A 20,099-nucleotide genomic window follows, 5' to 3' on the forward strand; every position below is an offset into this window, starting at 1 on the left:
AATCTGATGGGCCAGCAACTCTGTACGAGTTTTTACATTGTGCTAGTAGGGATTGGTATGGGTCATTCCTGAGGATGTAAACTCGAGCAATCCTCCAAATTTTTTCGATTCCGAGATCTCTGTAAAATGGGCATTTCCGCTAAGGAGGATGGTTTTGGAGCCCTTAGTGGTGGAGAGAAGCTGGAGCAAACGTGCGCACTCGTGTGGGTAGTTTCCCCATTCATCCATCCCTTTTTCGTCTCGGATGACTTGGCTGCTGGAACATACCAATCTCAGTTTGGCAGGCTTCTTGAGCTCAGCATCTAACCATTGCCATTGCTTCTCTCCTAAGAGGGTGACAGAGGTGTCGGTATTCAGCGCGTATTTCCCCACGACTTTCCGTTCTTTGGCCGCCTCCTTACCCATCGTTCCTTTGATAAAGGCTCCTTTGTAGTAGCGAGTATCGAGCAAAATGACCTGAACCCGCTGCCCTTCAGGCCCAATGACTTTTGCATCATAAATCCCCGAATGGCTACGCCGTGCTGCCTCGGGCGCTTCACCAAAAAAATCGAGAAAGACAGCTTTGGATTGCAGTTTCAGTGGGTACTCCGCACCGCCATTGTGCGTTCCGTAGCCGAGGTTATCCCATGTTGCCAAGAAAGGGAATGCCGCCTGAGCCGCTTGAAATTCAGGTTTATCAGCCAGCCTATTCCACTCGCCACGAAGGCTCTGTTCAGTCACCGACCAAGCCGACTTCCCATCGGTGTCCGCGTAGATATTATCCCCTAAAAAGAGAAAGAGATCAGGTTTCTTCTGAATGATAGCATTCCAGATCGGTTGCGCCTGCCAATGTTTGGCGCAAGAACCAAAGGCCACGCGAGAGATCCCACCACTCGGCAATGGCTGCCACTGGGCTTGAACAAAAACGGCGACACTCAAAAAGAGTGTCGCCGTTGCTAAAATTGATTTCATCGAACCGAGAGCTTTACCTACTTGAGTTCGTTTTTATAGACCTTGCCGCCCTTGATGATGAGCTTGAGGTGGTCCTTTGGCTTGGTGACGAAATCTATATTTTTCAATGGATTGCCGTCGTAGATCAACATGTCGGCCCAGGCTCCCTCTTTGATCACGCCAAGCGGCGCGGCCTTGTAGGGGTCACGCGAGTTGGAATGGCGCAACAGTTCGGCATTGGTTGAGGTAGCCTGCTTCAGCATCTCTAGCGGCGTGAAGAATTTCGAGCGCATCTCGAACTCATAGAGGATAGTGTCCACCATCCCGGCGGCGGCGTCAGTGCCGAAGCCCATCTTGACGCCATGCTTCTTGGCCAACTTCATGGTGTTCTCGTAGCCGCTGAGAATTTCCCGACCCTTCCTGCGATTTTCCTCGGTAAACCAAGGCACATCCATCAGGCCAAAAGGTGAAGACAAGCTGCCGAGCCAGACGTCGTTCTCGGCCATCATCTTGCCCACTTCCTCGCTGAGTAAATGGCCGGGCACGATATCTTTGACCCCAGCCTTGATGCATCGCTTTATCGACTCATCATTGTAGGCGTGAGCCATGACGTAGGTATCGTAGTCGGTGGCAGCCTCCACCGCCGCACGCATTTCTGCCTCTGAGTAACCCACACTTTCAAGGGGGTCCTTCAGTGAGGCAACACCTCCACCGGCCATGATCTTGATCTGGCTAGCCCCTTGAGCTAGAGCCCAACGAGTCGCCTTGCGAACCTCGGGAGGCCCGTCAGCAAGAGTCATAAAACTCACTGTGGACGACCACTGAGCGGTGCTACCAGGATACATCTGTCCTTGACCAGGAGCCTGCCCACCAAAATCGCCGTGACCGGATGTACAGCTAACTGCTGCACCACTAGAGTAGATGCGAGGACCATCCACGTAACCGGCGTCGATGGCCTTGCCCAGTTCAACCGATGGACCACCTGTGTCACGAATGGAGGTCACGCCCATCATTAGCATGGTCATGCCTTGGGGAATCGCATTGTAAGCGGGAGTGTAGAGCAGTTGGTTGTTCAAGATGTCCAGAGGTCCAGTTTTTTTGGACAGCATGATGTGCTGGTGGGAGTCGATGATGCCCGGGATGAGATAACCACCCTTGCCGTCAATCACGGTAACCTTGGCTGCCACTTTCTCCACTTCCCCTTTGTCGTTGGTGACGTTGAAATTATAGGTTCCGCCCTCGAGGCCCGGCGCATCAGCGACTTGTTTCATCGTCTTGCGAACTGCGTCGACCTCGACCGTCCCGCCGGTCGGGATGTCCTTCGCGACTTTGCGGATTTTGTCGCCGACGATCAGAACGTCATTGTCCTTTTTCAGTTTATCGCTCGTCCCATCCCAGACGTGGACGTTATGAATGACGGTGACAGGAGGAACCACCAGAGTGGATTTTTCTTGGGCAACTATGGGGGACGCCATGCAGAGACCTCCGAGAAGGGTCAGCTTGGCTCTTAAGTTTGGATAGATTTGATTTTTTATTGGGATTGTTTGTTGTCTGGAGAAGAAAAAGACTGTTAGATGCGTCTGTAGAAAAAACGCAATAATTTAGCCATAGCTCAGATCCTGTAAGTGTCACCACTAAAACATTCTCATTTGCTGGCAACTCGTTTGGAGAGTGACCCGAGGACGATCTGAGAAATATTCATCCCAAATGTGCTTCTATTTCCTCGCCATTTTCTAAGATATTCCTAGTTTCTTAGCCAATGAAGGGAGAGATAGCAGTTCAGCTCAATAACCTACGCTTTGCTTGGGAACAAGAAGTCGTGTTGGAGCTTGATCGCTTTGAGGTTCGGCAGGGCGAAAAACTTTTCGTCGGTGGTCCCAGCGGTAGCGGAAAGAGCTCGTTGCTGAGTCTGCTTTCTGGAGTGGCTCAGCCGACAAGTGGCTCAGTGGAGTTGTTAGGTAAAAATCTCTCTTCAATGTCCGACTCTCAGCGTGACGTTTTTCGTGCCGACCACGTTGGCTATATTTTCCAAATGTTCAATTTGATCCCCTTTCTCTCGGTGTTAGAGAATGTGACCCTACCCTTGCGCTTTTCCAACCGGCGAAGTGCGCGGGTGAGCGATGCCAAAGCCGAGGGTCTCCGCTTACTCAGGCATCTCGGGATGGAAAAGTTCATCGAGCGTCGGGTGATTGATCTGAGCGTAGGCCAGCAACAACGGGTGGCTGCGGCGCGCGCCTTAATTGGTGGGCCTGAGATCGTGCTGGCAGACGAACCGACGTCAGCACTGGATGAGACCAACAGCCGAGCATTTGTTGACCTCCTTTTTCAGCAGTGTGAAGACACTGGAGCCACATTGATCTTTGTCAGTCACGACTCGATTCTAGCTGAGCGATTTGATCGAAGCTATTTATTAGGAGGTGAGGAATCATGAGCCCGTATAGTTTGTCGGTGAAAAGCATGAAGCACCGCATGGGATCGGTGGTGATCACAGTGGCCTCTTTGGCGCTTGGAGTGGCTTTATTGTTAGGGGTCGAGCGTATTCGAAATGAAGCGCGCTATGGGTTTACCAACACGATCTCTGAGACCGACTTGATCGTGGGCGCTCGCTCGGGTTCGGTATCGCTCTTGCTCACGTCAATTTTCCATATTGGCAATGTCACGGACAACGTGAGCTGGGAAACCTATCAGAAAATAAAAACCAACCCGCAGGTGGCGTGGACGATTCCCATCTCGCTCGGCGACAGCCACAAAGGCTACACAGTTCTAGGCACTAACAATGGCTATTTCAAGCACTATAAATACGGTCAGAAGCGAATGTTAGCGCTGGCTGAAGGCGAAGTACTCGCTGACACCTACGATGCGGTTCTAGGTGCTGAGGTAGCGGAAAGTCTAGGCTACAGTATCGGTCAGCAGATTGTGTTAGCGCATGGCTCGGGAGAGTTGAGTTTTGTAGAGCATACTGAGAATCCATTCACCGTGGTGGGAGTGCTCAAGCGAACCGGAACACCGATTGATCAGACAGTGCATGTCTCGCTGGAAGGGATCGAGGCGATCCATTTGGATTTCAACAACGGAGAGGGCCACGTCCACCATGCGGGTTGCAATCACGCGAGTCACCAGAAAGAAGCCTCTAGCATAGATGCCTTTGACGCATTGCTCGCTGGCGAGGAAGAAGTGGATCTAACACCATCCGAAGTCACCGCATTTCTAGTGGGCATGAAGTCGCGCTCAGATGCCGTGATGCTGCAACGCGCGATCAACGTGCATGATGGCGAGGCTCTCACCGCCGTGCTTCCTGGTGTAGCTCTGACCGAGCTGTGGCAGGTGGTTGGCGTAGTAGAAAATATCCTTTTTGTAGTGTCTATTTTGGTGCTCTTTGTGTCGCTCGCCAGCATGTTTGGCGCGCTGATGATGAGCATCAAGGAGCGCCGCAGGGAGATCGCGATTCTCCGCTCTGTGGGAGCCCGACCACGTCACATCGTTTCTCTGGTGTTAGGTGAGGCGATGCTTGTGACACTTAGCGCTATAGTCCTTGGTGCCGTCTTGCTTTATGCCGCCTTGTTTGCTTTGCGGCCGCTTATCCAAGAGCGTGTGGGAATGTGGATCGAGATCACGCCTCCGACCTCTACCGAGTGGACGATGTTAGGAATCATCTTTTGCTCTGGCGTGGTCATTGCCCTTCTCCCAGCATGGCGCTGCTACCGCAGTTCACTCTCAGACGGACTCACTATTAAATTATGAAATCACTTCTTTTCAATTCAGCCTTTGGTATCGGCCTAATGGCGTCAGCGGTGGCTGATGACGCACCACAGAAAGTCACTTGGGATGACATGAAAGCTGAATATAAGTTCGAAGATCCGTTCATCAAACTGAGGTCAGAGCAATTGCTCAATCTCTCGATGGTCGCCAGAGTCCGCCAGCTAGAAATACGTGGCAAGAAAAATGGTAAGCCAGTGAGCGAGGAGATGGTGAAAGAGAAAATGGCTTCTGAAAAGTTGTTGATCGATCAGAGTATCGATATCGACGGATTACTCGCCAAGCGTGACGAGATCAAAGAACTGCGCAAAAAGCGTGCGAACCTAGGAGTCGAGAAGCTGAATGGAAAGTTAGTGACTCTCTCAGGTTTTGTCCTGCCATTAGAATTTGAAGATAAAAAGGTGAAGGAATTTTTGTTAGTTCCATGGGTTGGCGCCTGTATCCACACACCACCACCACCGCCGAATCAGATTGCTCTGGTCGTGGTCACGACCCCCTTTGAAAGCAAAGGGATGTTTGAGGCCGTCACAGTGACAGGTAAAATTCAGCTAAAGACTCAGCTCCAGGAGCTCTTCCTTGTGGATGGCAAAGCCGACATCAATGTCAGCTATTCCTTTGAGCAAGCAAAGGTGGAGAAGTATAAGAAGCCTGAAAACTCTCAGTAGTGTCTCGCCGTAAACGGAACACTACTTACGCCGTTGCTGCTGTGCAATCTGGCGGATGAGATTCAGTGCGGGTTGGTAGTCGCGCTGAATGCCTAGTGCTGTGCGGCAGGCTTCGAAGGCCCTTTCGTTGTCCCCTTGGCGCATGTGTAGGGTGGCTCGGGCGTAGGGATAATCCGGTGATTGTGGATTCGCATTTTCTGCACGCATGATCGATAAAATGGCTTCACCTAACTTTTCTTTACCAGCTAACAGAAGTCCTAGGTTGTAGTGAGATCTGTCATGGGTAGGGGCTCGTTTCACAATATCGCGCAGTAGAGTCTCGGTCTTTTCTGTATCACCCAGTTCAGCGTAGGTCAGCGCAATGAGGTAGCTGAATCGGATATTATCTGGCTCTAGTTTGATCGCTATTTCTAGCTGATCGAGTGCCTGCTGAGTCTTACCCATACGGCTAAGAAGAACAGCATATGCCTCATGGCCTGCTGCTGATGTTTGGTCCTGATGCACTGCCTTTTTCAGCCACTTTTCAGCCTCTTCTAACTGGTTAGAGTCCAGAGAAAGCTGCGCCATACTCATCGCGCCGGTCGGCTGATCTGCGGAAAAGGAGAGCGACTCCTTCAGCTCCTTGAACATATCTGGATACTGGGACAGACGCGCACGCGAGGCCCAGGCCGCTGCCACCCGCACTTCTTTGACTGGATCCTTGAACATCGAATCTAACACCGTACTGGTTCCCGTACCAAATGCTAGAATCTCACAAGAGGATGATCGGACAAGTGGGTCATCGTGCTTCACGGCATCTAGGGCAATTTTTTGGACTCGGGGGTCTGTCGACCACGCCCGCATGACCTGCAGCAAAGTCGCTTGCCATGCTGGGTTGTCTTCATTTGAATAGGATTTCAGCAGCGCGTCGATTGCATTTTGTTGACCGTTGAATGCAGTGGCGATAGCACGGGTTCGTGCGCGTTGGCGCTCGCGCTCAGGTGTGTGCATTTTTTCGCCGAACAAGGCTTGAGTTGATTTGACCGCCCAATCTGTGTCTTTGTCCGTGTGGCACTTATTGCAGGCATTGGGGATGCCGAGTTCCTTTGTCAGCAATGGATCTGGGACGTGGAAGCCGTGGTCGCGGCGTGGATCGCGGCCCATGTAGGTGGTGTGGGTCATGTGACATGAGACACAGGAACTTCCGGTGCTGTTAGGTTCATGCTTGGTGTGGCTGAGCGGATTGATGACTGTTGCACCGTCAATCCTACCATTACTTCCTCCTCCGTGGCAGGACATGCAGAGAGTGTTGTTCTCTAACGGCAGTTTTAGCTTTGTTGTGTGTGGATCATGGCAGTCTAGGCAGTTGACGCCCTTGTGACCCATCTTGCTCAGGCGGAGTGAGGTCCAGACGTAGTCTTCATCTTTAATCTGGCCATCCGCATAGTAGAGGCGGTCTTGTGTAGGAAGTTGGAGCTGGAAGTGGTCGCCAAATTTTTCTCCCACATGGAAGTCTCCATCGAGCTGGCCACGCCGGCTATGACAGGTGGCGCAGTTATCAATCGTTAGACCTTTAGACTTCTTGGTAGTGTGGTGCTTTTTGAGATCGATGAGACAACCATTTTTAGCATCTGGAGCGGCTGCTATATCGCCGTGACACTGAGTACAGCCGACACCCATTTCTTTCCAGTTAGACTTATAGCTGTCTGTAGCAGCATCGTAGCCTTTTTTATAATCCGTCATGTGGCACCAGGCACACTGGGTGTTCCAGGTCATACCACGGCCCGACCAATGACCCCAGTCCGCTGCGGTTCGGTCGTCGCCGTCGAGCACATCGAACCATTCTTTTTTAGCTGGATCCCATGCCACGCTGGGAGTCTGCCAGCGCCCACCCTCAGCAGAAACAAGGTATTGAATCAATGGAGTCAGACCGATCGCCATCCCCGCATGGTGTTTTTCTCCATTCGCAGTAACACTAAATGAATCGGGGTCTTTGGTAAATTTCCAGTGGGCCGCAATGGATTTCAGCTCTTCGTTAGAAAAGCTTCGCCATCTAGCTCTGTGGACATCAAGCGGTTAGCTTGGCCGTGATGGGACTTCTGCCAATGGTGGTGAATGTCCTTATGGCATTCGGCACAGCGGCTGGATAGAGCATTGGTGCCAGGCTGATCGCCGAGACTGGCGTGAAGCTCAGCATGCGTTTTCTCCTTTGTCGGTTTTACTGGGGAATCACTGAGGCTAGGAGTCTTTTCACCACAGCTACAAAAACAGAGACTGAGTAAGAGAACGATGAGGAGTTTGTGCATAGAAAGGTGTGGCTTTGTGAACCAGCTCCCTACGTAGCAAAATCATCTTCCCTACACAACTCTACTAACGAAATTTAGCCATGCGTCAGAGCGCTTGCATCCGCTAACAGGAACGCCGAGTATCTACAGGCTTTGGGATTAGGGGGGGGGATGTCGACTCGCCAGGGGGAGCGCCTTACTCGCCTTTACTTTTTGATTCGCATGTGAAAGCCGGTGAAATCATACCGCTGCTGTAACTCCTCGCGCGACAACAATTCTCTTCCTCGCAGAGGGTCTCCAATGATGAACCGATCCCCCTGCTGGCCGAGAATTGGAATGAAATGCCCTATCGATTCCAGCCGGACACCCACCACTGCTGGAAGTCCGTCCTCTGGTGTGAATTCGGGGCGGAACACAAAGTCGACATCGAATCCTCGCGATCTTGCCGCCCTCGCCAAATACCATGCCTCCGTCCCTCCGCCGTACGAGTGGGCTTCTGCTGCTATCTCTGACTCCTTCGCATCGACTCCAAATTGCTTCAATATAGTGGCTGTCGATGCGGCCCCACACGTCGACGGCGTGCTCTGAAGACAAACCTCACCATCCCACTCGTCCCGCAGCGTGCCACCTGGAATCGGACCGACGAAGGGCTTGATGATTGGAGCAATCGAGAACGCCGCTACTCCAAGAAGCGGTAGTACGAGAAGCATCCGAGGCAACAGCGTGGCTACCAATCCGCCTGCGATCCCCAGAAACACAATCAGCAACTCTGTTCCCCAAATACTGCGGAACTGGTAATACCAACTAGGCTCGGGAAGAATGTGCGCGTAATACGCCGCAAAACTCGCGCCCGGCATAGCGGCAAATATCGCGAGAATAGATAGGAGGATCTTGGACTTGATGGATAAGCCCTTGGCCCCTCGGTAGACCACAGAGAAGGCTGCGAACGCCAGAATCGCTGAGATAACACCGAGCCAGTTAGGATTCATTTTTGAGATGAAAGTAAAGTTCACCGACCGCTGAGCAGTCAGTGCACTTAGGTAATTTAAAAATTACTTCAATCGCTTCAGTTGAATATTTCTGAAGTCAACCATCATGGCTTCACCCGCGTGGAGCTGCAGGCCGATTTTTCCTTTTTTGATCCGGTCCTTGAAATTGTCCGTCAGGTCAATGGCGACCTTACCGTTCAGTTTGTGGATGATGTGATTGCCTTTGCAGATTATCTCGTACGTCTGCCACTGGGATGAATCGACTTCCCCCGGCTTTTCCGATGACTCCACGGTTTTTTCCCCAGCCTCATCGATCACCATTTTCTGGCCACGCGTGATGATGATGCCACGTTCTTTTTCGCCGTAAATCATCGCGAGGTAGGGTGCTTTCGGGTGAAGGTCACACTGGTATCCTTTCATCGAAAACTTCTTTTCATCGACGACCAGGCTGCGGTACATCACCCCGGAGTTATTACCTTGGCAGCGGGCTTCGTAGACCAGGTGGAAATCCTCCACATCAGCGGCATCTAGAATCAGGAAGGTGTTACCTTTGATCTTACGACCGTGGGTCGTTCCATGAATCACGCCGTCTTTAACCGACCAAAGATCGAGGTTTCCTTTCCAACCACTTAAATCCTTGCCGTTAAACAGCTTTTCCGCGCCTTCGATTTTGACTTGATGCGTCTTGCTGTCTTCAGCTGCAACGAGAGGTGCCCATAGAGCTAGAGGTGCCAGTAGCAGTGACAAACGAGCGACAGCGGTGAGTGATAGTTTTTTAATCATTATTTTTGTAGATGGTTAGTTCGGATGATCCGAATCCATACGCCAAGAGCCTGCGGGATTCTTGCAGGCTATTTTCGAGATATTAGGAGTCGAAATAGTAGGATTCCCATTGATTAGATAGATAAGAGATTACAGGACAAAATCTTTCACTTACTCAGCCAAAAATTCAAGTAAAGGGATCCTACATCACCAGCCTAATTATGGCTAACCATTTCACCTCGATCTATTGAGGCCTCGAAAACGTAGGGGCCTCTTTCGTGATCGGCAGGATCGCGGCGCTTTGACTAGCTTTGACGATGCTGATGGTCTCTTCGCCCATGTGATGTTTGACTAGCTTGTCAATGTCATCCAACAACAGCTGCCTCACCGGTCTGTCAGCGATCAGGTAGATGTAAACATCGCCAGGTCGCTCGACACCCGCACGTATCGCGCGCATCAGCTCCACACCCTTCTCTTCATCCACCCGCGAGTTCACGGCGTACCACAGCTCTTCGGCCAGAGGAAATGCTGCCGGCTTGGATTGACCTTCACGCACTTGATCGATCAAACGATAACCCAGTGGAGCCATGGCCAAAACACCGGCGCCAATCAGTCCCGTGAAAATACGCTTCATCGTCAGCGCTACGCCTTCCTCCAAATCCTTGGTTTTTAGCCCATGGAGTCGGAAAACCAACGCGCTGCCGAGCACAATCATCACCAGGTTGGTCAGTAGTAAAATGAAGGCTCCCAATGCAATCATCCAGTCCTGCGATCCGATCGCTATACCCGAAGATGTCAGAGGTGGGACCAATGCCACCGCGATCGCTACCCCGGGAAGCGCGCCAGACATCTTAGGCCGAGCCATCGCATAGGCCGCCGCCGCTCCAGCAAAAAAGGCGATAAATAGATCAAGGATGTTAGCAGATCCACGCGACTCGACTTCTTGGGTCAGCTCACTTCCTGGAATGACGACTCGTAACAATATTCCTAAGATCAACCCGATCGCAACACCTCGCCACATCGACTTTGCCGCCGTTTGTAACAAATCAAAATTCCCCTGCACCAGCCCCAGACCCGTCGCGATGAGCGGAGTCATCAATGGAGCCACCAACATCGCCCCCGATAATTACCGCCACAGAGTTCTGTAGCAGCCCCAAGCCAGCAAGAATCACAGAACAACCTAGCATCACGCCGAAGTTCATGCTCCACGCAGACCCCTCGCGCAACTGGTTCTCTAGATTGACGCGCTCGTCGTCGTCCAGGTGTGGAAAGAGTTCGAGGTAGTCGATCGTGTCACGAACCCGCATTTTATGATTTTTCCCAGCCATATAACTCCCACGTTAGAAAATCGCTGATCGCACGTCAACGCTGAGATCGCCAAGCCTCAGACTGGCAGTCTGCAGAATCCTAGAGACTGGCAGCCACCTTCGGGTTAAGTGGGTCGTGTGGGTCGCCTAGAATTTCATGTTTCAACTTCTTGATGCCTTTCGCACGATGCTCGGCGCCTTTCTTTTTCTCTTCGGCTGGGACGCATTCCCATACTTGTTGGTAGACACGCATTTTGTTGCCGCCGTAGATTTTCTGCAGGTCTTCGTTGGAATAGCCGCGCTTCCAGAGGTCATCGGTAATCGCCTCAAGAATCTTTGAGAGTTCACCACAACCGGTCGCTCCCTTGTCAAAAGCATTCATCATGTAGCCGCGCCCATGATCAGCTCACAGGCTGCCAGTGTTATGAGTAGTGTTTTCATTTTAAATGTGGGACATATTTATAGGTATACGGTTTTCGTCTCTCTCGTTGGTTCGACGTCACTCCACGAGCTCGACATTGTTCAGAGTAAATCCCTTGTCGAAGAGCCTCGGCTCCGGTCCATAAAAACGAGCGAGCAGAAAGAAGCGACGCTTCGGGTCGGTGGGCAGCCAGTTGCTCTCCTTTCCCTTTGGAGGCTTGGGTCCGAAGTAGATGTCCAAGGTTCCGTCGGCGTTCTTCTTCACGTCCTTCATGTTGGAGTCGATGCTACTCTTGTTCATGTTGCGGATGTAGGAAGCGCTTTCTAAGTCGTAGGTTGTGATCGCCCAGAAATCCTTCACTGGCACCTTGGCGGGCATCACTAGCTTGTAGTTCTTTCCGCCGTCTAGCCATTCACCGTCGGCTGTTTCCGCACAGTCCAGATAGTAGGTGGCGGTACCGTAGTTTTTTACGCTGGTGATAATCGCGTAGTACAGTGAGCCACGCGCGTAATAGTCGTAGTAGGGAGGATACTCGTAAGGCCACTCCGTCTCCCGCGAACCGTCGGGGACCAGCGCAGACCACTTCTTACCCTCGTAAACGAACGGGTTTAGGACGCGGTGGTATTGTTCGATCATTTACTCGAGCGCTTCGGGTCCAGCCTTGTCGTAGACGGACTGCAACTTTGCGTCTGGCTTGAAGGGCTCCCCCTTCTTAAGGGCCGATGCGGGCCAACAACCCCATCATCGAAAGATCCCGATCTAAGGCGACTTCCTGATCGATCATTTCGTGAATCTCTCGGTAGATCGTCCCGTCCATCTTTGAGGTCATCTCAAGTAATTTCCCGTAGAGGTCGACGAATTTCATTTCCGGCGGGGCGGCGGCTTTGGACAATGGGTAGATCTTTATCTGCTTGGTCAGCGCTGTAGCCTTGGCTAGATTCTCCTTGGTGGCACCACCCGCCATGATCGGACGCAAGGCCACCCAGCCGTGATTGGTTTCCTGCTCGTAGACCAAAGCGTTCGGCAGCAGTGGGCCATCGTAATTGGGCGGGACAAGCAGGTATGTCGCACCGCGACCGCCATCGCGACCATTGGCACCCACATCGTCGAGCGGCCTCTGTCAGGCGTCCATGATGGTTCCAAAGACGCCGACCCCTTCCACCGAAGCAGGCATCTCGACCACAATGGGCCCGTCTTTTAAATTCCAATAGCTTAGGATGTAGGGCGTCGTGTTGTTCGGCGTAGCGGTCTGGAACTTCCAGTCCTGGAGTTTGGAGTAGTCGCCGACGTCGTTCGGCCCCACCCCCGCATCCGCAAGTGCGTCTCTATAAAACTTGAAATTCATCAAGGGCATGGCCCACACCGCGGCATCGATCGCGCGATGGTGAAGCATGCGTTCGCCAATGGTTTGTTTAGCATCCTCAGCCAGCATGGGAGTGGTCAGGCTGGAACATACTACTCCTAGAGCGAGTAGTCCTAGGTGGGTGGTTTTGAATAATTTTTTAATTGTTAGAATTTTTGAGTTTTAACTAAAACACAATTCGCGCGCGCAATCCAGCTATAAACATCACGTCTTGGTCGGGGCGGTAGGATGGGTTGACGATCATTTGGACACTGGGGGTGATGGCTAGGTTTTCGAGCTGAACACGGTAGAACAATTCGTTAGACCATTGTTGGCCAGCGAGTGGATCTGAAGGCTCGCTCCAACTGAGGCCGAGACCGAACACGTCTTTCTCGCGGAATTGTTTGCTCAATCCAGCCGAGATCAATTTCTCGTAGAGCGCGCCACCACCGTCTGACCAACCACCTCGGACGAAGGGCATCCAGCGCCCCTCATCGCAGTAGTGCGACCAGTTGAAGGCGACTCCCCAGCTTTCTGGCACGCCAGCGGCATCGCGTCTGTCACTGTGCCACACGCCCAGGTGGGCATTGTCGAGGTAGAGTCTAGCTTGCTCAGAGGTCCAACCAATCTCGAGGTTCTTGTAAAATTCTCCGTCGCTAAAGACATCGAGGGTAGGGTCAGATGCGCTGCCATTGGCATCGTGGATTCCGGCTTTGAAATAGAAATTTTCTCCTAGCATTCCCGCCCCTGCGATCGCCATTCCTGAGTCGGGAACCGAGACCACCCCGCCAGTGGTGAAGGCTAAGTTAGAGAAGTGGGTGAGTGGGTTTGCTAGAGCATAGGCGTGGAAATAATCGTCCGCAGGAACAAAGCCGACAGAGACACCAACCCGTCCATCTAACAACGACTGCGTCCATTGCAGGTTCACCAGCCCCCACTCACGGCCAGAATAGAGCGAACCATTGATCGAGCTCTGGCCAACGGTAAATCCTGCATTCTGCGGTGCGACATCGGTGTAGCGATGGCGGTTGTCTATGCGGAAGGAAAACCGCCCCCAGTTCTTTTGCTGATGGTTGAATGGTGTCCAAGTCCCGTAGAACCGAGCTATCCCACTGGCGGTAAAGTCTTCACCCGCACCAGCATCTGTGTAGCCTTGAGCCAAAGAACTGTATTCAAAGGAATAGTGTAAGGCGGTCTTCTCCTCGACCTTCTTTTTGAGGTCATTCCAGCGCTTCAATCGCGTTGGGTAATCGTCGTCGGCTAGGGTGTTCTCAATACTGGTGGGCGAGCCAAAGTCACCACCACCGGCGGTTTCAGCGTGGGCTAAGGAATTCAACAAGAGAGCTCCAGAGATCGCCGCTAAGGGAATGAGAGTCGATTTCATATATATTACTTTCTAGGTTTTTATGTTTACTTAAAAATTTTAGCCAGAGCGTTTTGCACCACAGGCGCGATGTTGAAGCTCACCATCCACTCGGCGCCAAAGGCATCGGATTTTTCGACGTAGTAGTTCACTTCAGCAGTGAGTTTCCAAGGAGTCTCATTCCAGATGACGGTTTTCCCAACCTGAAAGTTGATCGGGATATTCCACTGTGAGTTAGTCCAATCGTAGCTAGAAATAGGTGACGATCCCACATTCCAGCCACCACCAGGAAGCCAAGTCGCACTGAGTTGTCACCCCATCCAGCGACATCCCATTGGTGGTTAGGGAAAGCACCAAGCACGTACTTGTCAGTGATTTTACCGACTAACACCCCAGGCCCAATCGACCATTTACCAGAACCTAGCGCACTGGAGCTTGCGGTCTGCAAGGTCGTTATCAAACCAAAGGCAGTCAACAGACCTTCATCGGATGTGGTTGAGTAGGCCAGATCAAAGGCCAGGTCACCGAGACCACTTTCGCTCTCGAAATCTAATGTATCAGCATTGAAGACCGGTTGATCGACAACGATCGGTAGTGCGGGTCGCCAGAGCAACAAACTCCCATTGTTCAAAGCAAACGGAAGACTCGGCTGAAACAAGGCGGTATAGCCAGTCTGGCTTGAGGCATTTGGCAATGAGCCAGAGAAACTACGCACTTGGTTCTTTAGCTGCATACTTGCCAATGGCGTGTTGGGGTTTGCCAGAGATTTGGCAATATCATCAGCCGACTTGGCTTCTTCTGCTAGACTCATCTGGCTGAGGGCCACGCTGGACGCGAGCGCCAATATTGTTAGGTTATTCATTTAGAGAACATTATTATTCTATTGGAACGCAGATGGAAAACCCCTTTGCCGCAGATCAAGATTTGATCAGAGAAAAAAGGATTCTGCAGCGGTATTGGATCATATTTTCTGTTCCTTGGCGCTTGTTAGAAATCGCCACGTTCACTCGTCGCTACCCACGGTCGCGGGGCCCTAGGCCTATCTGCCAGAGCAACGATAGCGACCCCGGTAAAATCACCTTGAACAAAACCCCTCTGACAATAGGACGCTCAAGTGAGCTCACGCGATCTTCATTCCAGCCCTTAGGTCGATGGCATCGAGCTGTGGCGCCGGGAATTTCATGGCGCTACTTGCGCTGGCTTTTTTTTCTTTCTAGGTGATTTTTGGCTGCCCGCCAATTCTCCCTTTTCCGACCACGGGATATTGCGATCGAAGAGTGTGCCGTAGGGTTGATAGTTGTTGTAGGGGACGGCGTGTTTTTTCCACACGGCCAGCTCGGCATCATACTTTTTACGCATGCGTTTCAGCGTGGTGCTGTGTTCTGGATTCTTAGCCAGATTTTTCAGTTCCAGTGGGTCGTTCGAGGTGTCGAACAGTTCCTCGGCGGGCGTCATCCCGTCGCCGCCGTACCACCAGTAGGTGTACTTTGATTTCTTGGTGAGCGTGGTCAAACAATGGGTGGGTTTTTCACCCCAAACGTTGATCAATATCATCTGATCACGGACGTCTCCGGCGGGGTTTACGATGAGTGGTAGCAAGCTTTTTCCATCCATGTTTTTCGGCACGGGCAGGCCTGCTAGTTCGAGTAGGGTCGGTGCGAAGTCGATGTTTCCTTTCAATGCCTGGCTCCGGAGTTTTTTCCCCGATGTCTTGCTGCGCGGGTCAAAGATCATCAACGGGACACGCGAGGATTCTTCAAGCGGGAGAACCTTGGAGCCGTAGCCGTGAGAGCCGCAGAGGAAACCGTTGTCGCTGGTGTAGATGATGACGGTGTTGTCGGCAGCACCCTGCCTGTCGAGCTCATCGCGGATCATTCCGAGCGAGACGTCGATGGCGTAAATCTGCTGATGGTACTTGGCCATCACTCCATCGTAGTCGGTGTCGTATTTCCACTCGCTGAAACGCGTGTATTGCCGGCCCTGCTTACTCTGCTCCGAAAGGTGATCGGCGAATTTCCTTCCGTAGTTGGCGGGTTTGACAAACGTTTTACCGGCGTAAACGTGATCGAATTTAGGGTCAGGCGTGACCGGCCGGTGTGGTGCTTTGAAACTGATCGACAGGCAGAAGGGTTTCCCTTCTTTAGCCGCCCGTTTGATCACGTTCTGGCCGAAGGCTCCGTAGGCGCGGGTCGAGTGGGGGTAGTCCTTGGCGTAGCTGGCCATGGATTTATTTTTGCTCGTCTGGTAATTTGTCTGTCCCGGCCCCCCACCCCAGGCGTCAAAATCCCTTTCGCAAAGCCGCTGACCCTCGACGACAAATCCGAACTTACCGGCAAAGGCTGTGAGGTATCCGCTTTCGCGCAGCAAAACCGGGTAGGATTTTTTCCAGGTTTCGGCTTTCATGTTGCCGTGGCTGAAGTTGGTGCCGGTTTTATATTCATACATCCCGGTCATGATGTTAGCCCGGCTGGCCATACAGATGGCGGAGGTGTTGTAGTGCTTGTCGAAGCTGATGCCGTCGCGCCCGAGACGATCCATCTGCGGCGTCTTTACATCCTTGTTGCCGTAACAACCAACGGAGTAGGTGCATTGGTCATCGGCGAGCAGGAAGACGATGTTAGGCAGTGTATCGGCCTGCACCGAGCCAGCAGTGACGCACAAAACTGAAAGTTGAGTTATGAGGAATTTGTGCAGGACATTCATGTTGTGGTCTGTTTTTAAAACCGAAAGACGCTAAAGTGAAACTTGGTATTTGGAGTTTAAAACTTACAGTTTCGGTTCAATCCACTTGGGGATGCCAGTTGATTTTTCTTGTTTGAGGTATTGGTCGAGGAAGGGTTTATCAGTATCGAGGGTGGCGTATTCGTTGACCATCAGGGGTCGGACGTCGGTCCACCAGACGTCGAAGTTTTTGCGCATGGTGGCGGCGATTTCCGGGTGTTGTTGGGCGACGTCGGTGGTTTCGCCCGGGTCTTTCTCGATGTTGTAGAGGGCGTCTACGACGAGACGCCATGACTCGTTGCGGACGGCGAAGCCTTTATATTTGGCTTGATCCGGATCGGTGTTGCCTTGGCCCCATCTTCCTGCGGCGTCTTTTTTGTTCCAGCGTCCTTTGTGGAAAACTGTGTAGCGGTCGGGCCAAGTGGCTTTGGGGTTATCGATCAGGGGAAGCAAACTGCGGCCGTCGAGGTCGAGGTCGAGGTTTTTTCGGATGGCGGCAGCGGCGATGGAGGCGAGTGTCGGGAAGAGGTCGTAGTGGCGGGTGAGGCGTGCGACATCGGTGGCTGGTTTTATTTTCCCTGGGAGCCGCATGAAGAGCGGGACGCGGGAGCCACCTTCGTTGGCTGAGCCTTTTTTCCCTTTCATGCCGGCGTTGTAGTTTCCGGCGGAGCTTCCGTTGTCGGTCATAAAGATCAGCAGGGTTTTGTCGGAGAGCCCCCACTCATCGAGTTTCAGCATGAGCACGCCCATATTTTCATCGACGTTTGCAATCATGCCGTAGAAGGCGGCTGAGTTGTCTTTGCGTTTACCCTTTTTGCCATTGGCTGTTGCCCCTTTTCCGACATAGGGAACTTTATATTTGTCGGCAACGATGAACGGGCCATGGGGGCGTTGGTGGAGATGTAGGCGAAGAAGGGTTTCTTTTGATCGCTGCATTGTTTGATCTATGCGAGGGATTGTTTAAAGAAAACGTCGGTGCAGTAGCCTTTGGTTCTCACAAAGGTGTTATTGTGTTTGATGGCGGGATCGAAGTAGCCGTTGTTTGGCGGGTTGCTTTCGGTTCCCGGGAAGTTTTGGCCGATACCGCCAGCACCGTGGATGAACGACTCGTCGAAGCCGCGGTTGTTAGGCTGGTAGGGGGCGGCGTCGCCGAGGTGCCATTTACCAAAGATGCCAGTAGTGTAGCCGGCTGTTTTGAGCACCTGGGCCTATGGTAGTGGTCTTGAGCGCCATACGTTCGCGCTCGAGGATGGTGTGGGTGACCCCATTCTTAAAGGGGGCGCGACCCGACATCAGTGCGGCGCGCGTAGGGGCGCAGGTCGGGCTGGCGTGGAAATCGGTAAAGCGTATACTTTGGCCGTGAAGTTTGTCAATGTTGGGCGTTTTGAGGTAAGGGTGACCGTGGCAGCTGAGGTCGCCGTATCCTTGGTCGTCGGTCATTACCAGGATGATGTTGGGTTTGCTTCCCTGCAGGTTTTCTTTCGCAGCTTTCGCCTCAGACGAAATCACCGCCAGAATTGCTACCAAAATCAACGCCCATTTGCTATTTAGTATATGTTTCATGTTATTTATTTCCCCGGCTTCTAGCGGAGTATTCTAATGATATAATCCATTGATAGATATACGATAACGCTTGTATGTCCAACATGATTTATTAGACAATACCGCAGCCAAAAATGTGCTACAGCGCTTGTGACATGAGACTTCCTCATTCAAGAAACTACCCTGCCTAGCCTTCCTGCTAAAGAAAAAAGCCGAGCTCGCGGGATGCGAACTCGGCTTGTTATGAAGAGTAAATTTTACTGCTTAGCCTCAGGCTGGATGATGCCGAAGTCCGTCTTCGACATGGTGCTAGCATTCGATGACTGGCGTGTTGCAAGAAGTATAGTTCCTGGAGTCAGAATGTTGCGGATCTTGCCGCGGAACTCCGCTGGGAAGTTCACATTACTTGCAATACTACCAGCTGGGTCACCAGTGACCTTGCCGCCGTTGAGGCTAAGAACCGACCAAGATGTCGGGCCTGTGCCGCCTTCAAGCTTCATGAACACACCTTCTGGTGGGTTAGATCCGGGTGCTATGCCCATTGGGCTCTGACCGATTTTCACACCATTGCGCCAGACGTAGGCAGTCCGGTCAGCATAAGAAAGAAGGACCGAGTAGGGGCCAGTGCGGCTCTTGCTCGGATTCCACATTACACGACCTGTTGGATCTGGAATCGCTTTGTTAGACACGCCACCTTTTGCATTGGATGCCATGAGAACACTCGCTGGCTTCTTAGAGTAAGATGGGATGGTTCCCTTCTTGGTGATTGCCACAGTGGATCCATTAGAAAGGACACCGTAGACTTTCTCAGAGAATGCGTAAGGAAGACGGATGCAGCCTCCGGATGCTGGATAGCCCGGAAGGTCGCCAGCGTGCATCGCGATCCCAGTCCATGTGAGGCGCTGCATGTAGGGCATCTTGGCTCCTACGTAGACATTGGATTCGTGATCCACCTTGCGCTGGAGAATGGTGAACACACCCGTTGGTGTCTCTTTGCCTGCACGGCCGGTACTGACAGTGGAGCGGGCGATCTGTACGCCATTGCGGTAAACGTAGGCCATTTGATCGTCGATACTCACGACCATCAGCACTGGGCCTGAGGTCGAGCGCTCAGGGTGCCATTCAAATTGGCCTGGAGCTAGTTTTGTCTGAGTTGTCGTCGCACAAGAACTGAAGCAAGCAACAGCCGCCGCTAGTCCCACTAATAGGACAGGTTTCATCAATTTCATCGCTCCGTTTCGAACATATTAGCTAAAGCCCTACAAGCTAAACTAACAAAACTCGTAATGCTACGGAGTGATGCTACTGGATGTATTTAAAGCAACTCCCCTTCTCATAGTCTTGATTTGTTTGACACTATCGGGCTCAATTACTATGATTAACTTATTTTTTTAGATCTCCCATTTATGGAAATTTCATCCCTCACGGTACTTTCAAGCATAGCAATCGCTCTCAATTGCCCTGCCGCTTTGATAACATCATTAAGCTCGTCAGTATCCACTGATGTAGGCAACTCAGTTCTAGTCAGTGAGACTATTCTTGGCCTCAGCTCCAATGATTCGGCTGATTACAGTGCTTACGCAGATCCAATTCCCGAGCCAATACCTCAACCGGAAGACCTACCCACACCCACCCTCTTTCCAGTCCCTTTTGAATCCACACAACTCCTCGATTTTGGTGATGCTAAGGATGGAAATATCACTAGCTCGGCTACCGAACTCACATTGAGTGCTCCAGTTGGTGGTGCATTTTCCTATACTGGAGCCAACACTAACAGCTTAAATGTAAACGACAGCAATGACGACGTAACTTTATCAGACAAAAAAGCTTTTAGCTGCAGGAATTTCTCAATCCACCATTGAATTTACTTTAGAGACGGGAGAGGTCATGCAAGCACTTTTTGCAATGACTTATAACATCGCAATCGATAGCGGTAATTCGAATAGTGCTAACATTTTTTGGGAACTCAGTGGCCCAGGTGTTGATAACGTTCTTTTCAGTGGAACTGCGGATGAACCAGGCCAAGCTATTAACCTG

20 protein-coding genes and 2 pseudogenes are annotated in these 20,099 nt (G+C 51.8%); 4 read left to right on the top strand and 18 right to left on the bottom strand.

Translation table 11 applies throughout. From position 1 onward, the window contains the following. Window positions 1-42: 42 nt before the first annotated feature. Together BSZ32_RS07405 and BSZ32_RS07410 are read right to left on the bottom strand one after the other, a co-directional pair. The gene (locus BSZ32_RS07405) at window positions 43-951 is read right to left on the bottom strand and encodes an alkaline phosphatase D family protein (RefSeq protein WP_105042854.1); all 909 of its coding nucleotides are present in this window, start codon (window positions 949-951) and stop codon (window positions 43-45) included. A gap of 17 nt (window positions 952-968) precedes the next feature. Then, a complete protein-coding gene (locus BSZ32_RS07410) occupies window positions 969-2,405 on the bottom strand; it encodes a metal-dependent hydrolase family protein (RefSeq protein WP_105042855.1) in 1,437 nt (478 codons plus the stop codon). A gap of 284 nt (window positions 2,406-2,689) precedes the next feature. Here BSZ32_RS07410 and BSZ32_RS07415 point away from each other — a divergent pair, with 284 nt between their 5' ends. From BSZ32_RS07415 to BSZ32_RS07425, 3 genes are read left to right on the top strand one after another with little or no spacing between them, the layout of a single operon-like run. Beyond that, window positions 2,690-3,361 carry an ABC transporter ATP-binding protein gene (locus BSZ32_RS07415; RefSeq protein ID WP_105042856.1) on the top strand — a complete coding sequence of 224 codons (672 nt, stop codon included), beginning with the start codon at window positions 2,690-2,692 and terminating at the stop codon, window positions 3,359-3,361. Then, window positions 3,358-4,671, top strand: a complete 1,314-nt coding sequence (locus BSZ32_RS07420; RefSeq protein ID WP_105042857.1) for an ABC transporter permease — start codon at window positions 3,358-3,360, stop codon at window positions 4,669-4,671. The genes BSZ32_RS07415 and BSZ32_RS07420 overlap by 4 nt, the downstream gene beginning before the upstream one ends. After that, window positions 4,668-5,351, top strand: a complete 684-nt coding sequence (locus tag BSZ32_RS07425; RefSeq protein WP_105042858.1) for a DUF3299 domain-containing protein — start codon at window positions 4,668-4,670, stop codon at window positions 5,349-5,351. The genes BSZ32_RS07420 and BSZ32_RS07425 overlap by 4 nt, the downstream gene beginning before the upstream one ends. Before the next feature lie 21 nt (window positions 5,352-5,372). Here BSZ32_RS07425 and BSZ32_RS07430 read toward each other — a convergent pair whose 3' ends face one another. The 16 genes and pseudogenes from BSZ32_RS07430 to BSZ32_RS07495 all read right to left on the bottom strand — a co-directional run bounded on the left by BSZ32_RS07430 (window position 5,373) and on the right by BSZ32_RS07495 (window position 19,282). Next, window positions 5,373-7,271 carry a tetratricopeptide repeat protein gene (locus BSZ32_RS07430; protein WP_105042859.1) on the bottom strand — a complete coding sequence of 633 codons (1,899 nt, stop codon included), beginning with the start codon at window positions 7,269-7,271 and terminating at the stop codon, window positions 5,373-5,375. Window positions 7,272-7,354: 83 nt separating this feature from the next. Then, window positions 7,355-7,636, bottom strand: coding sequence for a hypothetical protein (locus tag BSZ32_RS07435; protein WP_105042860.1), 282 nt, complete (start codon window positions 7,634-7,636; stop codon window positions 7,355-7,357). A gap of 185 nt (window positions 7,637-7,821) precedes the next feature. Then, on the bottom strand, window positions 7,822-8,604 hold the full coding sequence (locus BSZ32_RS07440; protein ID WP_105042861.1) for a cysteine peptidase family C39 domain-containing protein: 783 nt from the start codon (window positions 8,602-8,604) through the stop codon (window positions 7,822-7,824). A 63-nt stretch (window positions 8,605-8,667) separates the two neighbouring features. Then, window positions 8,668-9,387 carry a 3-keto-disaccharide hydrolase gene (locus BSZ32_RS07445; RefSeq protein ID WP_105042862.1) on the bottom strand — a complete coding sequence of 240 codons (720 nt, stop codon included), beginning with the start codon at window positions 9,385-9,387 and terminating at the stop codon, window positions 8,668-8,670. Window positions 9,388-9,610: 223 nt separating this feature from the next. Beyond that, window positions 9,611-10,462: a DUF389 domain-containing protein gene (locus BSZ32_RS07450; protein WP_165788718.1), complete on the bottom strand. Its 852-nt coding sequence runs from the start codon at window positions 10,460-10,462 to the stop codon at window positions 9,611-9,613. Continuing rightward, complete coding sequence (locus BSZ32_RS18340) at window positions 10,413-10,694, bottom strand: DUF389 domain-containing protein (RefSeq protein ID WP_129589650.1); 282 nt, start codon at window positions 10,692-10,694, stop codon at window positions 10,413-10,415. Before BSZ32_RS18340 ends, BSZ32_RS07450 begins: the two co-directional genes overlap by 50 nt. Before the next feature lie 79 nt (window positions 10,695-10,773). Continuing rightward, window positions 10,774-11,064 (bottom strand): annotated as a pseudogene (locus BSZ32_RS07455) (dipeptidase); the annotation flags it as partial. A 108-nt stretch (window positions 11,065-11,172) separates the two neighbouring features. Next, window positions 11,173-11,730, bottom strand: a complete 558-nt coding sequence (locus BSZ32_RS07460; RefSeq protein ID WP_105042864.1) for a DUF1214 domain-containing protein — start codon at window positions 11,728-11,730, stop codon at window positions 11,173-11,175. A 76-nt stretch (window positions 11,731-11,806) separates the two neighbouring features. Beyond that, window positions 11,807-12,526: pseudogene (locus tag BSZ32_RS19705) on the bottom strand (DUF1254 domain-containing protein). Window positions 12,527-12,623: 97 nt separating this feature from the next. Beyond that, a complete protein-coding gene (locus BSZ32_RS07475) occupies window positions 12,624-13,820 on the bottom strand; it encodes a carbohydrate porin (protein WP_105042867.1) in 1,197 nt (398 codons plus the stop codon). A 127-nt stretch (window positions 13,821-13,947) separates the two neighbouring features. After that, complete coding sequence (locus BSZ32_RS07480) at window positions 13,948-14,661, bottom strand: hypothetical protein (RefSeq protein ID WP_129589651.1); 714 nt, start codon at window positions 14,659-14,661, stop codon at window positions 13,948-13,950. Between the two features lie 317 nt (window positions 14,662-14,978). Continuing rightward, the gene (locus BSZ32_RS07485) at window positions 14,979-16,502 is read right to left on the bottom strand and encodes a sulfatase family protein (RefSeq protein WP_105042869.1); all 1,524 of its coding nucleotides are present in this window, start codon (window positions 16,500-16,502) and stop codon (window positions 14,979-14,981) included. Window positions 16,503-16,565: 63 nt separating this feature from the next. Then, window positions 16,566-17,456 carry a sulfatase-like hydrolase/transferase gene (locus BSZ32_RS19195; protein WP_206018758.1) on the bottom strand — a complete coding sequence of 297 codons (891 nt, stop codon included), beginning with the start codon at window positions 17,454-17,456 and terminating at the stop codon, window positions 16,566-16,568. Window positions 17,457-17,464: 8 nt separating this feature from the next. After that, entirely contained in the window at window positions 17,465-17,722 is a 258-nt protein-coding gene (locus BSZ32_RS20050) for a sulfatase-like hydrolase/transferase (protein WP_206018759.1), read from the bottom strand. Further along, window positions 17,682-18,083, bottom strand: a complete 402-nt coding sequence (locus tag BSZ32_RS20055; protein WP_206018760.1) for a sulfatase-like hydrolase/transferase — start codon at window positions 18,081-18,083, stop codon at window positions 17,682-17,684. The genes BSZ32_RS20050 and BSZ32_RS20055 overlap by 41 nt, the downstream gene beginning before the upstream one ends. Before the next feature lie 236 nt (window positions 18,084-18,319). Then, window positions 18,320-19,282 carry a L,D-transpeptidase family protein gene (locus BSZ32_RS07495; protein ID WP_165788719.1) on the bottom strand — a complete coding sequence of 321 codons (963 nt, stop codon included), beginning with the start codon at window positions 19,280-19,282 and terminating at the stop codon, window positions 18,320-18,322. Between the two features lie 186 nt (window positions 19,283-19,468). Between BSZ32_RS07495 and BSZ32_RS07500 the strand changes: the two genes are divergently transcribed. Further along, the gene (locus BSZ32_RS07500; RefSeq protein WP_105042871.1) at window positions 19,469-19,924 is read left to right on the top strand and encodes a hypothetical protein; all 456 of its coding nucleotides are present in this window, start codon (window positions 19,469-19,471) and stop codon (window positions 19,922-19,924) included. The last annotated feature ends 175 nt before the right edge of the window (window positions 19,925-20,099 follow it).

It is taken from the genome of Rubritalea profundi, assembly GCF_002954445.1.
Classification (GTDB): domain Bacteria; phylum Verrucomicrobiota; class Verrucomicrobiia; order Verrucomicrobiales; family Akkermansiaceae; genus Rubritalea; species Rubritalea profundi.

Coding starts and splice junctions, on each gene's coding strand:
- BSZ32_RS07420 (WP_105042857.1), top strand. CDS start 3,358: ATGAGCCCGTATAGTTTGTCGGTGAAAAGCATGAAGCACCGCATGGGA.
- BSZ32_RS07475 (WP_105042867.1), bottom strand. CDS start 13,820: ATGAAATCGACTCTCATTCCCTTAGCGGCGATCTCTGGAGCTCTCTTG.
- BSZ32_RS07435 (WP_105042860.1), bottom strand. CDS start 7,636: ATGCACAAACTCCTCATCGTTCTCTTACTCAGTCTCTGTTTTTGTAGC.
- BSZ32_RS07450 (WP_165788718.1), bottom strand. CDS start 10,462: ATGACTCCGCTCATCGCGACGGGTCTGGGGCTGGTGCAGGGGAATTTT.
- BSZ32_RS07405 (WP_105042854.1), bottom strand. CDS start 951: ATGAAATCAATTTTAGCAACGGCGACACTCTTTTTGAGTGTCGCCGTT.
- BSZ32_RS07480 (WP_129589651.1), bottom strand. CDS start 14,661: ATGAATAACCTAACAATATTGGCGCTCGCGTCCAGCGTGGCCCTCAGC.
- BSZ32_RS07440 (WP_105042861.1), bottom strand. CDS start 8,604: ATGAATCCTAACTGGCTCGGTGTTATCTCAGCGATTCTGGCGTTCGCA.
- BSZ32_RS07485 (WP_105042869.1), bottom strand. CDS start 16,502: ATGAATGTCCTGCACAAATTCCTCATAACTCAACTTTCAGTTTTGTGC.
- BSZ32_RS19195 (WP_206018758.1), bottom strand. CDS start 17,456: ATGCAGCGATCAAAAGAAACCCTTCTTCGCCTACATCTCCACCAACGC.
- BSZ32_RS07410 (WP_105042855.1), bottom strand. CDS start 2,405: ATGGCGTCCCCCATAGTTGCCCAAGAAAAATCCACTCTGGTGGTTCCT.
- BSZ32_RS07460 (WP_105042864.1), bottom strand. CDS start 11,730: ATGATCGAACAATACCACCGCGTCCTAAACCCGTTCGTTTACGAGGGT.
- BSZ32_RS07425 (WP_105042858.1), top strand. CDS start 4,668: ATGAAATCACTTCTTTTCAATTCAGCCTTTGGTATCGGCCTAATGGCG.
- BSZ32_RS07445 (WP_105042862.1), bottom strand. CDS start 9,387: ATGATTAAAAAACTATCACTCACCGCTGTCGCTCGTTTGTCACTGCTA.
- BSZ32_RS07415 (WP_105042856.1), top strand. CDS start 2,690: ATGAAGGGAGAGATAGCAGTTCAGCTCAATAACCTACGCTTTGCTTGG.
- BSZ32_RS07495 (WP_165788719.1), bottom strand. CDS start 19,282: ATGAAACCTGTCCTATTAGTGGGACTAGCGGCGGCTGTTGCTTGCTTC.
- BSZ32_RS18340 (WP_129589650.1), bottom strand. CDS start 10,694: ATGGCTGGGAAAAATCATAAAATGCGGGTTCGTGACACGATCGACTAC.
- BSZ32_RS20055 (WP_206018760.1), bottom strand. CDS start 18,083: ATGAAACATATACTAAATAGCAAATGGGCGTTGATTTTGGTAGCAATT.
- BSZ32_RS07500 (WP_105042871.1), top strand. CDS start 19,469: ATGGAAATTTCATCCCTCACGGTACTTTCAAGCATAGCAATCGCTCTC.
- BSZ32_RS07430 (WP_105042859.1), bottom strand. CDS start 7,271: ATGGCGATCGGTCTGACTCCATTGATTCAATACCTTGTTTCTGCTGAG.